The sequence below is a fragment of the Flavobacterium sp. UBA7680 genome (assembly GCF_002482975.1).
Classification (GTDB): Bacteria; Bacteroidota; Bacteroidia; order Flavobacteriales; family Flavobacteriaceae; genus Flavobacterium.
The window spans coordinates 290-13,757 of the sequence record NZ_DLHA01000021.1; the positions used below are offsets into that span (position 1 = coordinate 290).

Below are 13,468 nucleotides of genomic sequence, written 5' to 3' on the forward strand. Positions count from 1 at the left end.
AACATTGTCCAAGAAGATGGAAGGTAATCTCTATGTAAAGAAGTAACAATAATTACGAATCTTTCAAACCACATTCCGATGTTTACAACGATCGAAATAATAAATGAAAACATGATACTTGTTCTTAATTTTTTGAACCACATAAATTGTGGAGAGAAAACGTTACAAGTCATCATTGACCAATATGCCCACCAGTAAGGTCCAGTAGCTCTGTTTAAGAACGCATATTGCTCATATTCTACACCTGAATACCAAGCTACGAATAACTCAGTGATGTAAGCCACACCTACAATCGAACCTGTAATCATGATAATGATGTTCATTAATTCGATATGTTGTAATGTAATGTATGCTTCAAGGTTAGAAACTTTTCTCATAACGATCAACAATGTGTTTACCATTGCAAATCCTGAGAATACCGCTCCAGCAACGAAGTAAGGAGGGAAAATTGTTGTATGCCATCCTGGAATTACAGAAGTAGCAAAGTCCATAGATACAATCGTGTGCACAGAAAGTACAAGAGGAGTAGCTAAACCAGCTAATACTAAAGATACTTCTTCAAAACGCTGCCAGTCTTTAGCTCTTCCGCTCCATCCGAAACTTAGGATAGAATAAACTCTTTTATTAAATGGAGTTATAGCTCTATCACGAAGCATTGCAAAGTCAGGTAATAAACCAGTCCACCAGAAAACTAATGATACTGAAAGATACGTTGAGATTGCGAATACGTCCCAAAGCAATGGTGAGTTAAAGTTTACCCATAAAGATCCAAATTGATTTGGAATAGGTAAAACCCAGTATGCTAACCATGGACGTCCCATGTGAATAATTGGAAATAAACCTGCTTGAACTACCGAGAAGATAGTCATTGCTTCTGCAGAACGGTTAATAGCCATTCTCCAACGTTGACGGAAAAGTAATAGTACTGCAGAAATCAAAGTTCCAGCGTGACCAATACCAACCCACCAAACGAAGTTAGTAATATCCCAAGCCCAACCAACTGTTTTATTTAATCCCCATGTTCCAATTCCGGTAGATACGGTGTAAATTATACAGCCCAATCCCCAAAGGAAGGCTATTAATGCGATTGAAAATACAATCCACCATTGTTTATTTGCAGGTCCTTCAACAGGCGCTGCCACATCTACAGTTACATCATGATATGATTTATCACCTATAACTAAAGGTTTTCTAATGGGTGCTTCGTAGTGAGACGACATAATCCTTTATATGTTTCTTAATTAATAATTTTACTAAGTGTTTCTAACTTTTACGTGGTAGAAAACATTTGGTTTTGTACCAACATGCTCTAATAAATGATACATTCTTTCGCTTTCTGCTAATTTAGCAACTTCGCTTTCTTTATCATTTACATCTCCAAATACCATCGCACCAGAAGAACAAGCTGCAGAACATGCACAAGCATTGTTGAACTCGTCTTTAGCTACTACTCTACCTTGACGTTTTGCTTCAAGGATAACAGCTTGAGTACTTTGGATACAGAATGAACATTTTTCCATAACTCCACGAGAACGAACGTTTACGTCTGGGTTTAATACCATACGACCTAAATCATCATTCATGTGATAATCGAATTCACTGTTTTTGTTGTACAAGAACCAGTTGAAACGACGAACTTTATATGGACAGTTATTAGCACAGTAACGAGTACCAACACATCTGTTGTATGCCATGTGGTTTTGACCTTGACGACCGTGAGAAGTTGCAGCAACCGGACAAACTGTTTCACATGGTGCGTGATTACAGTGTTGACACATTACAGGCTGGAATGCCACTTGAGGGTTATCTCCAGGTTTTTCCATTTCATTAAATGTAGATAATGAACTAGATAAACCAGCAATTTTTTCTTTTCTTTCGTTATCACCTTCAAAAGTGCTTTCAGAAGAATAATATCTGTCAATACGTAACCAGTGCATATCACGGCTTCTTCTTACCTCTGCTTTACCAACAACTGGTACGTTGTTTTCAGCGTGACAAGCGATAACACATGCTCCACATCCTGTACAAGCATTTAAGTCAATCGAAAGATTGAAGTGATGTCCTGTAGAACGATCAAATGATTCCCATAAATCAACAGTAGTAGCTTCTACTTCTTGGTGATCTAAAGATACCATTGGCTGCTCATTCCAATGTTTAGCATCTTGAGTATTGAAAATCTCTAAAGTAGTTTCTTTAATGATATCTCCTCTACCCATTAATGTTTTCTGTCCTTGAACACAAGCAAACTCATGCTCTCCATTTGCCTTAGCAATAGAAACAGATTGAACACTATTGAAATTTTTATATAAAGCGTAAGCATTTAAACCTACTTGCATTTCTTCTTTTAGAGAAGCTTTACGGCCGTAACCAACAGCTAAACCAACTGTTCCAACAGCTTGTCCAGGCTGAACAATTACTGGAACATTTTCTAATTTAGAACCATCAGCAATTGTAATAGTAGCATAACTACCATTTAACCCTCCGTTTGCAACGATTTCATTTGATAATCCTAATTTCTTAGCATCTGCATTTGAAACTGTAACATAGTTATCCCAAGAAACTCTTGTAATTGGATCTGGAAACTCTTGCAACCAAGGGTTGTTTGCATGCTGTCCATCACCCATACCTGTTTTAGTATATAATACTAATTCAAAGTCTCCAGTTGATTTTGATTTTGAAAGTACATTTGCAGCACCTGCGAAATCATAAGAACCACCTGCTAAAGGAGTAGAACCAACAACAAAAATACCATCGTGTAAAACTTTATTCCAAGAAGAACCTGCAATGATTGCAGCTGAATTAGCTTTCAAGTAATCATAGAAAGTTCCAGAAGTTCCGTTTAAAGATAATAAAACGTCTTGAAATTGTTTTGTATTGAAAATTGGACGAATAGTTGGTTGTGTTAAACTATAAGTTCCTTTTGTAATAACTACATCACCCCAAGATTCTAAGTAATGAGGAGCCGGAGCCGCAACTTTAACAATAGAAGCAGTTTCATCATCTCTTAAAGAAAAAGCAACTGATGTATCTACTTTTTTCAATCCAGAAACAAAAGAAGCTGAATCAGCTAAAGTATAAACTGGATTAACACCACTCATAATTAAAGTATGAACACTTCCTGCATTCATATCTTTTATTAATTGAGCAATAACAGCATTAGATCCTTTTCTAATTTGTCTTGTTCCTGCAGTATTAAAAGCCTCACTAGCCAATGCCTGATTGATAGCTAAAACTAATAATTGTGCATTTTTATCTTCAATTCCTGATACTAAAATTCCTTTTGTTCCAGATGCTTTTAACTGCTGCGCTGCTTTTACAACTTCTGCTTTAAATTTTTCATCTAAAGTAACCGGAACAGAAGCACCAACAACAATATTATAAATTTGAACTAAAGCTTGTTTTTGATCAGCCGTACTCATTGGTACACGCTTATCAGCAGCAGCTCCAGATAAAGTCATGTTTGATTCAAACTGAAAATGACGAGACATTTTTCCGTTTTGAGGAATACGTCCTTTTGCATATCCAGCATCATATCCACCACCTTGCCAGTCTCCTAAGAAATCAGCACCAACAGATACAATTAATGAAGCTTTTGAAAAATCATAATCAACCAAAGCTCTTTCACCGTATACAGTTTCGAATGCATCTAATGCTTCAGAAGAAGAAACTGCATCATAAACAACATGTTTAGCATTTGGGTTCTTAGCAATAAATTCTCCAATCAACTTTTCAGTAGATGGACTTGCTAATGTATTTGTCAACAATACAACCTGTCCGCCTTTAGCTTTTGCTTTAGCTATAGCTGATTTAATTTCTAAATCAACAGTAGACCAGCTAGTATTTTTACCATCTTTCTTTGGTTCTTTCAAACGTCCACTATCATATAATGATAAGATAGACGCGTGAATTCTAGCATTAGCTGAAAACTTAGCTCCAGAAATAGTATTGTTCTCAATTTTAATTGGACGACCCTCACGAGTTTTTACCAAAAGGTTAGCAAAATCAAAACCATCAAAAACAGTAGTTGCATAATAATCTGCAACACCAGGAATGATTTGCTCTGGTTGTAATACATAAGGGATAGACTTGTGCACAGGACCTTCACAAGCAGCAAGTGTAACTGCCGCAGTACTAAATCCTACGTACTTTAAAAAGTCACGACGTGAAGTTCCAGATGAAGCTAAAGCATCTGCATTTCCTAAGAATTCATCCGTAGGAATTTCTTCAACAAATTCGTTATTTCTAAGCGCCTCAACAATAGAACTATTTTCTAGTTCTTCAACACTTTTCCAGTATTTTTTGTTTGATGACATTGTATATAAATATTAAAATCTTAATAATTCGATTAATAGTGGCATTTACCGCATTCTAAACCTCCCATTTGCGCTGCAGTTAATTTCTCTACACCGTATTTTTTAGAAAGTTCAGCATGAATTTTATCATAATATGCATTTCCTTCCATCTTAACATCAGTTTTTCTATGACAGTCAATACACCATCCCATTGTTAATTTAGAATATTGCTTCATGATTTCAAATTCCTGCACTGGACCGTGACAAGTTTGACATTCAACTCCTGCAACAGAAACGTGTTGTGAGTGGTTGAAGTAAACAAAATCAGGAAGATTGTGAATACGAACCCATTTTACAGGCTGTGTTTTTCCAGTATAAGCTTGTTTAGTCTTATCCCATCCAACAGCATCGTATAATTTTTGAATTTGAGCATCGTAAAATGCTTTGCTGTACTCAGCAGTAGCAGTAGTTTCTGCAACTTCAGAAATGTTTTTATGACAGTTCATACAAACATTTAAAGAAGGAATACCAGCAGTTTTACTTACACGAGCAGCAGAGTGACAATATTTACAATTGATCTCGTTATCTCCAGCGTGAATTTTGTGAGAATAGTGAATTGGCTGAATTGGCTCATAATTTTGATCAACACCAACCTGCATCAAGAATCCGTACACAAAGTAACCACTAGCTAAAAGCAAGAATATAGAAGTAACTAATACTAAAAATTGGTTTTTAGCAAATGCTTTCCAAATTGGAGTTCTAGCCTCTTTAGGCCCAACTACAATTCCATTATTACTTGCAACTTTAGTTAATACTTTGTTCACCATGAACAACATAACAACTAAAATAGCCATAACTAAAGCAAGAGCTCCTAAAATAATATTATTTGAGATTCCGCTTCCTTCAGCTTGAGGACCTGTTGGCAATGCAGACGCAGCTCCAGCAGGCTTTTCAGGTATAGGCTGAGAAGTATAAGCGATAATATTATCAATATCACCTTCAGACAACTGAGGAAAAGAAGTCATTACAGACTTATTATTCTCTTCGAAAAGCTTTACAGCAACAGGGTCACCTGACTTAATTACTTCAGAGCTATTATGAACCCACTTGTAAATCCAAGCCATTTCATGTTTAGCAGCAACTCCTCTAAGAGCTGGACCAGTTGATTTAGCATCTAATTTGTGACATGCAGCGCAATTTGCATTAAAAAGTTCTTTCCCTTTTACCGGATCACCACCACCAGATGCAGCAGCAGGAGCTGCAGCAGCTTCAGTCGCCGCAGGAGCTGCAGCCGGATCTTGAGCAAATGAAGTTAGGGAGAAAATTAACGTTAGCGATAAACTAAGTAATAATTTTCTTGAGATCGAATTATGGTTACCCACCTTTTTCATATAGTATAATAATTATCTACTAATTTTTGGTATGATTTTTTCTGTAATAAGTCAGACAAAAATGTATACCTTCTTTTAAAACTTGCACAAAAATACGACTTATGAACTATTCTCAAAACCTTAAAATAGTCTTAAATATCAATTTATATCAATTCTAAATAATATTAAAATTTTACATACAAACTTTAAATAGTATTTTTGCATAAAAACCATCACATTATGAGAATTTTAACCTCTTCAAAAAACGTTTTCTTAACATTCACAATGTTGACATTAGCATATAATATTCATGCTCAAAGCCAAAATTTAACATTGAATCAAGACCCAAAATTTGAGCAATTATTGAACGATAAACGCAAATTTAACACATCAATAAGTACAAACGATTCTTATCGAATTCAAATTTTTAGCGGCAAAAGCGAAGATGCAAAAAAGACTCTTTCTGACTTCAAAAGAGAGTACACAAATATTGACGGCACTATAATTTTCAACACTCCAAATTATAAGGTTATTGTTGGAAATTTCAAGTCAAGAATAGAAGCTGAAAGAAACTTAATCGACATCAGAAAAAAGTACAAAAGTGTCTTTTTAATTAAGCCGGGTAAATAATTAAAAACTAAGCAAAAAGAAAAAGCGAGATGACTATCTCGCTTTTTCTTTTTATAAATTTAAGTGCATGTACTATTTTACTATACAAGCTCTTTTATCTTTACAACTTCATCATTGATATCAAATTCAACTTTGCAATTATTTAGTTTATTACTTTTATTCCATTGGCTAAAAATCTAATTTCTTCCTTTGGGACAGTAATGGCATCTATTTCAGCTTTTGTCTTTTTAGCATCTTTAGCATAATGTTTCAGCTCTTCAACAGATGTAACTTTTCGTTCGGCATTACCTTCTAGAACTACTTTTTTACCTTTCAGCGCTGTTGGAACAAAAAATGCATAATCTTTCATTTTAACAAAGAATGAGGAACCATTTTCTGTTTTAATAGTCAACCAGCATCCTCTCTTTTCACAAACATCAGTCACTTCTCCTTTTACTGCAACACCTTCTGCTTTTTTTACATCCTTCAATACACCTTCCAGTTTATCTACAGAAATTGCATTATTTATTGAAGCCGTTGAAATATTTTCTCCATAGAAATCTCCTATCACCGCATTACCGGCCGGCGGTGATGGTTTTTCAATAGCCTCCTGTGAAAAAGACAATGAAGAAAAACCTACAAGAAAAAGAACTGTATATATCGCTAATCGTTTCATGTTTATATATTTATTATCAAAAATAACATTAAAATCTGAAATAAAAATACACTTTTTTTTACAAAACCATATTTACTCAGAAGATGTAAAATCATTCCGAAGCAGTTCTTTTTTCACTCCCTCCAAATCTGCCAAAAAAGCAGGATTAGCAAAAAGACTTTCAACAGTTGCCTTTCCCATAATCCTCCCCATTGCATCGCTGGCAGCTTTTAGAAAGCGAATATTATTTTTAGATTCAACAACTCTTTTTGCATGTTCTAAATCCATTTCATAAGCGCGGGAAGCAATCTCTGGAGGAGATGAAAGTAATACCAAACTATTTGGAATTTCCTCTTCAGATAAATACCCATGCAACAAACCCGGTATAATTAACCTAAACTGTTCAATGTTCGTAAATTTAGAAATAACATTACTGCGTTTAAAACTTTTAGAAACAAGCGTATTAATAATTTGAATTATTTTTAATCTCATATCTCTTTTATCTAAACTTCTACATTTACCTGTTTCCCTTTAATTTTAATTGCAATAGACCATTAGAATATTTCTATCAAATAAATCTTATGTTAATCAATTAAACTAAAGCAAAAAACAATTCAATATTAAAACCTTAAAACAAATAAATAATTCAGAAATCAAAACACATCTGTTTTTCAGTATTATGTTTCATATTACAACATGCAACATATTTGTTTATTAAATACCAAAATATACTAAACAAAAAAAATCCCGATTGCTCGGGATTTTTTATAAACTAAAACTATAATTTTATTTCAATTTCTTTTTAATTGCTACTTCATGGTAAGCCTCAATAACATCACTTATTTCGATATCATTAAATCCTTTAATTTGAATACCACAATCGTAACCTTTGCTTACTTCTTTAACATCATCTTTGAAACGTTTTAAAGCAACTAGCTCACCTGTATGAACAACAACTCCATCTCTGATAACTCTAATTTTAGAGCTTCTAAGAATTTTACCATCTGTAACCATACAACCAGCAATTGAACCTACTTTAGAAATTTTGAAAATCTCACGGATTTCTGCAGTTCCTAAAACTTCTTCTTTCATTTCTGGAGCTAACATTCCTTCCATCGCATCTTTCAAGTCATCGATTGCTGCGTAGATAATAGAATAGTAACGGATATCGATTTCTTCTTTATCAGCAAGCTGTCTTGCATTTCCAGCAGGACGAACGTTAAATCCAATAATGATCGCATCAGATGCAGAAGCTAACATAACGTCAGTTTCTGTAATTGCACCAACTCCTTTATGTATGATATTAATTTGAATTTCTTCAGTAGAAAGTTTAGAGAACGAATCTGATAATGCTTCAACAGATCCATCAACGTCTCCTTTAAGGATTACGTTCAATTCTTTAAACTGACCAAGAGCGATACGACGTCCAATTTCGTCAAGTGTAATATGACGTTGAGTACGTACAGATTGTTCACGCATTAATTGAGAACGTTTAGATGCAATTTGTTTTGCTTCTTTTTCGTCTTCAAATACGTTAAACTTATCACCCGCTGTAGCAGCTCCATCTAAACCTAAAACAGATACCGGAGTTGAAGGACCAGCTTCTAAAACAATATGCCCTCTTTCATCATGCATCGCTTTAACTTTACCATGGTGTTTTCCTGCAAGCATATAATCTCCAACTTTTAAAGTTCCATGTTGAACTAAAATTGTCGATACATATCCTTTTCCTTTATCTAAGAAAGCTTCAACAACTGTTCCTTGAGCCGCTTTATTTGGATTAGATTTTAAATCTAAAATTTCTGCTTCTAATAAAACTTTTTCTAATAATTCTTTTACTCCTGTTCCAACTTTTGCAGAAATATCATGTGACTGAATTTTTCCACCCCAATCTTCAACAAGTAAATTCATACTAGCCAAACGCTCTTTGATTTTCTCAACGTTAGCATTTGGTTTATCAATTTTATTGATTGCAAATATAATTGGCACTCCCGCAGCTTGTGCGTGAGAAATTGCTTCTTTTGTTTGTGGCATGATATCATCATCCGCCGCTACTACGATAATAGCAATATCGGTAACTTGAGCTCCACGTGCACGCATCGCGGTAAACGCCTCGTGACCCGGTGTATCTAAGAATGCGATTTTTTGACCGTTATCAAGAGTAACTCCGTATGCTCCAATGTGTTGTGTAATACCTCCAGACTCACCAGCGATAACATTTTCTTTACGAATATAATCCAGTAAAGATGTTTTACCGTGATCGACGTGACCCATTACAGTAACGATAGGCGCTCTAGTAACTAAATCTTCTTCTTTATCTTCAACAACCTCGATTGCCTCTTCGATATCTACTGTTATGAATTCAACTTCATAACCAAATTCATCAGCAACAATAGTTAATGTTTCAGCATCTAAACGCTGATTCATTGTTACCATGATTCCAAGAGACATACAAGTTCCAATTACTTTAGTAATCGGCACATCCATCATGATTGCAATTTCACCTACTGTAACGAATTCTGTAACTTTAATCGTTTTACTTCCTTCGTCAAGAGCTCTTTGTTCGTCATCAGATTTCTGACGGTGTGTTTCTCTTTTATCTCTTCTGTATTTAGCCGCTTTAGATTTACCACCTTTACCTTGAAGTTTTTCAAGAGTTTCTCTAATTTGGTTTTTTACTTCTTCTTCAGTAGGCTCTACTTTTGCAACAATTGCAGGACGGTTTCCTTTTACAAAACCTGGTCTTGCACTTCTGTTAGCATTAAAGCCTCCGCCTCCTGTATTTGGAGTAATTTTATTAGGATTTGGTGTTCCCGGCGCATTTCCTGTAGCAGGTTTTGGCGCACCCGGCGCACCAGGTTTAGGAGCGATTCTTTTCCGCTTATTTTTATTAGCGTTATTATTGTTTCCGGCTCCCGGAGCTCCAGGTTTATTTGGAGTAATTTTCGGCTCTTCCTTCTTTTTCTTAGGCTTGTTAAATTGAGATAAGTCAATTGTCTGCCCAGTAAGAGTAGTTCCCGATAATTTTTGATATTGAGTAGTGATAGTTTCCTCAGCAGTTGCAGGATCAGTTGAAACAACTGGCTCTTGTGCTGTTTTAGAAACAACTTCAGCTTTTACTTCTTTTTTCTCAGTAATAATTGGTTTTTCCACCTTTTTCTCTTCAGCCACTACTGGAGCAACAGGCTCTGATGGTGTAGTTTCTTTTTGAACAGGTTTTTCTGTTTGAGATGGAGTAACAACAGCTTTAGGCTCTTCGGCCTTAACTGGTTCTTCTGGAGAAACAGCAGGTTTTTTTGGATTTAAATCAATTTTACCAACTTGAACAGGTCCAGTAACAACAGCTCTCGCTTTGATGATTTCTTGTTGTTTCTGACGCTCTTCGTCTTGTCTGCGTTTGTCCTCAATTTCTTTCTCACGCTCAACACGCAATGCTTCTTTTTCTTTTCTTTTCTCTTCCCCTACTTCTTTAGAAGCTTCCTTATTCCCCTTATCGCCCGCAAATTGGCTTTGAAGGATATTAAATTCACTGTCAGAAATTTTAGCATTTGGATTTGCATCAATAGCAATTCCCTTATCTTTTAGATAATCAACAGCTCTTTCTAACGAAATATTTAATTCCCTTAAAACCTTGTTTATTCTTATTACTCTCTCTTCAGACATATAACCTTTTTATTATTACCTTTTTCGTTGTGTTGTTAGAGCAGATAATTAGTTATCAAACTCTTCTTTTAGTATTTTCATAACGTCAAGAATAGTTTCCTCTTCTAAATCCGTTCTTCTTACTAAATCTTCTACTTCTTGTTTTAAGATACTTTTTGCAGTATCTAAACCTATTTTAGCAAATTCTTCAATTACCCAGTCTTCGATTTCATCTGAGAACTCTGTTAATTCAACATCGTCTTCATCAGCCGTTGCACCTGCAACATCTCCTTCACGAATAACATCTAATTCGTAACCTGTTAGCTGACCCGCTAATTTAATATTGTGACCTCCTCTACCAATTGCTTTAGAAACTTCTTCTAATTTCAAGAAAACCTCAGCTCTTTTGTTTTCTTCATCAATTTTGATAGAAGAAACTTTTGCAGGACTTAATGCTCTTGTAATAAACAATTGAATATTGTTTGTATAGTTGATTACGTCGATATTTTCGTTTCCTAATTCACGAACAATTCCGTGAATACGAGATCCTTTCATACCAACACACGCTCCAACAGGATCAATTCTGTCATCATAAGAGTCTACAGCAACTTTTGCTTTTTCTCCCGGAATACGCACTACATTTTTAACTGTAATTAAACCGTCGAATACTTCAGGAATTTCTTGTTCAAATAATTTTTCTAAAAACTTCTCAGAAGTTCTAGACATAATAATTTGAGGTTTATTTCCTTTTAATTCAACGCTTTCAATGATTCCACGAACATTATCTCCTTTACGGAAAAAGTCAGATGGAATTTGTTTTTCTTTTGGAAGCACAATTTCGTTTCCTTCATCGTCAACTAAAATAACAACTCTTGGACGTACGTGATGTACTTCGGCTGTATAAATATCACCAATAATATCTTTAAATTGCTTGTAAAGATTTGTATTATCGTGTTCGTGAATTTTAGATATTAAGTTTTGGCGTAAAGCCAAAATAGCTCTTCTTCCTAAATCAATCAATTTTACCTCTTCAGAAACCTCTTCACCAATTTCAAAATCCGCTTCGATCATTCTTGCTTCAGTCAAAGTAATTTCTTCATTTTCAAAATCAAGATCTTCGTCAGCAACGATAACTCTTCTTCTCCATATCTCCATATCTCCTTTGTCAGGATTTATAATGATATCGAAATTATCATCAGAACCGTATTTTTTCTTCAATGCATTTCTAAACACGTCCTCTAAAATTGCCATAAGCGTTACACGATCAATAAGTTTATTATCTTTAAACTCTGAGAATGAATCGATTAATGCTAAATTTTCCATGCGAATTCTTTAATTAAAATGTTACTGTAACAACTGCCTCTTTAATTTCTGTATAAGGTATCTGTTGTTCTTTTTGAACTGTTTCTTTTCCTTTTCCTACTTTTTTCGGTTCCCTTGCCATCCAAGACAAAATTATAAAAACATCGTTAGCTTCTACTAATTCTGCTTCAATTTTTTCATTATTTGTAGTAACAATCAACGTTCTACCAATATTTTTCTTGTATTGTCTTATTAATTTCAGGGGAGAACCTACTCCAACTGATGCAACTTCAAGCGAAAAATCCTGCTCTTCACGATCCAGATTATTCTCGATTGCACGACTAATGTCAATACAATCCTGAAGTGCAACTCCATTATCTCCGTCTAAACCAACACTAATTTTAAAAGAATCCGAAATAGCAAGATCAATCAAAAAGATCGATGGCTTTTCCAGAAGAGCTTCTGTAATTAATTCGTTTACTTTTTCCTTAAATGTCATAATTTTATAAAAAGAGGGGACAATTAGTCCCCTCATTATTTAGATTTTAATAAATAACGGTGCAAATATAGTGATTTTTTTATAAATCAAATAAATAGATTGCTCTAAAAATATTTCTTATCTTTATAGTAGCGTTCAAAAACACATTATTCTAATAATTTAACCCGAAAATTATGAAACGAATTTTAGTACCTACTGATTTTTCAGAACATGCAGAACACGCCTTAAAAATCGCCGCTCAAATCGCCAAAAAAAACGATTCTGAAATCATTATTTTACACATGCTCGAATTCCCGCATCAAACCAATGATGCAATATTTGGAGGTGTAAGTATTCCCGAAACTATGCTTTTTATGCAAAAAGCAAATGAGACTCTTGACGCAATCTCACAAAGCGATTTTCTTGATGGAATTCAGGTCACGGAAGTTGTAAAAATGGACAAACCAATTCACGGTATTACCCAAGTAAGCCAAGACTACAATATTGATTTAATTATTATGGGCTCGCACGGTTCTTCGGGACTTGAGGAATTACTAATTGGCTCCAATACCGAAAAAGTGGTGAGAAATTCAGAAATTCCTGTTTTAGTCATCAAAAAAGACATTTCAGATTTTAATGTCCAAAATATTGTTTTTGCTTCTGATTTTACAGAAGAAACCAAAAAACCGTTTGAAAAACTTTTAACCGTTACGAAATCATTTGACGCAAAACTACATTTAGTTACCATTTGCACCCCAAATAGCTTTAAACCAACACACGTAATCGAAAAAGCAATTAAAGACTTTACGAATCATTTCAATCTCACAAATTACGACACACATATTTACAACGACACCAATATTGAAAAAGGAATCATCAATTTCTCCAACAGTATAAATGCTGATATTATTGGAATGTGTACTCACGGAAGAACTGGTTTTGCACACTTTTTTAACGGAAGCATAAGTGAAGGCTTAGTAAATCACGCTGTAAAACCTGTTATTACTTTAAAAATTTAAACCAAAATTTTAATGAAGAAATAAATACACTGAAAATTTATTGCATAAAAAAAGCCTCTCGATTGAGAGGCTTTTTATGTTGGTCTACTAGGACTCGAACC

At 34.6% G+C, this 13,468-nt stretch carries 10 protein-coding genes; 2 read left to right on the forward strand and 8 right to left on the reverse strand.

Annotated features, from left to right (window positions below):
- The 3 genes from nrfD to B3C18_RS08210 all read right to left on the reverse strand — a co-directional run.
- A partial coding sequence (gene nrfD, locus B3C18_RS08200; protein ID WP_291145185.1) for an NrfD/PsrC family molybdoenzyme membrane anchor subunit occupies positions 1-1,220 on the reverse strand: 1,220 nt, incomplete at its 3' end.
- Positions 1,221-1,253: 33 nt separating this feature from the next.
- Positions 1,254-4,313 carry a TAT-variant-translocated molybdopterin oxidoreductase gene (locus tag B3C18_RS08205; protein WP_291145188.1) on the reverse strand — a complete coding sequence of 1,020 codons (3,060 nt, stop codon included), beginning with the start codon at positions 4,311-4,313 and terminating at the stop codon, positions 1,254-1,256.
- A 32-nt stretch (positions 4,314-4,345) separates the two neighbouring features.
- Positions 4,346-5,683: a c-type cytochrome gene (locus tag B3C18_RS08210; RefSeq protein ID WP_291145191.1), complete on the reverse strand. Its 1,338-nt coding sequence runs from the start codon at positions 5,681-5,683 to the stop codon at positions 4,346-4,348.
- A 219-nt stretch (positions 5,684-5,902) separates the two neighbouring features.
- Between B3C18_RS08210 and B3C18_RS08215 the strand changes: the two genes are divergently transcribed.
- Positions 5,903-6,292 (forward strand): SPOR domain-containing protein, encoded by a 390-nt coding sequence (locus B3C18_RS08215; protein WP_291145195.1) that lies wholly within the window; start codon positions 5,903-5,905, stop codon positions 6,290-6,292.
- Positions 6,293-6,434: 142 nt separating this feature from the next.
- Here B3C18_RS08215 and B3C18_RS08220 read toward each other — a convergent pair whose 3' ends face one another.
- The 5 genes from B3C18_RS08220 to rimP form a co-directional block, all read right to left on the reverse strand.
- On the reverse strand, positions 6,435-6,947 hold the full coding sequence (locus B3C18_RS08220) for a DUF4920 domain-containing protein (protein ID WP_291145198.1): 513 nt from the start codon (positions 6,945-6,947) through the stop codon (positions 6,435-6,437).
- Positions 6,948-7,019: 72 nt separating this feature from the next.
- Complete coding sequence (locus B3C18_RS08225; protein WP_291145202.1) at positions 7,020-7,418, reverse strand: hypothetical protein; 399 nt, start codon at positions 7,416-7,418, stop codon at positions 7,020-7,022.
- A gap of 294 nt (positions 7,419-7,712) precedes the next feature.
- The gene (infB, locus tag B3C18_RS08230; protein ID WP_291145205.1) at positions 7,713-10,589 is read right to left on the reverse strand and encodes a translation initiation factor IF-2; all 2,877 of its coding nucleotides are present in this window, start codon (positions 10,587-10,589) and stop codon (positions 7,713-7,715) included.
- 48 nt (positions 10,590-10,637) lie between these two features.
- Positions 10,638-11,891, reverse strand: coding sequence for a transcription termination factor NusA (gene nusA / locus B3C18_RS08235; RefSeq protein WP_053474392.1), 1,254 nt, complete (start codon positions 11,889-11,891; stop codon positions 10,638-10,640).
- Positions 11,892-11,904: 13 nt separating this feature from the next.
- Positions 11,905-12,369 carry a ribosome assembly cofactor RimP gene (rimP, locus tag B3C18_RS08240; RefSeq protein WP_291145212.1) on the reverse strand — a complete coding sequence of 155 codons (465 nt, stop codon included), beginning with the start codon at positions 12,367-12,369 and terminating at the stop codon, positions 11,905-11,907.
- A 173-nt stretch (positions 12,370-12,542) separates the two neighbouring features.
- Here rimP and B3C18_RS08245 point away from each other — a divergent pair, with 173 nt between their 5' ends.
- Positions 12,543-13,367, forward strand: a complete 825-nt coding sequence (locus B3C18_RS08245; protein WP_291145215.1) for a universal stress protein — start codon at positions 12,543-12,545, stop codon at positions 13,365-13,367.
- Positions 13,368-13,468: the final 101 nt, after the last annotated feature.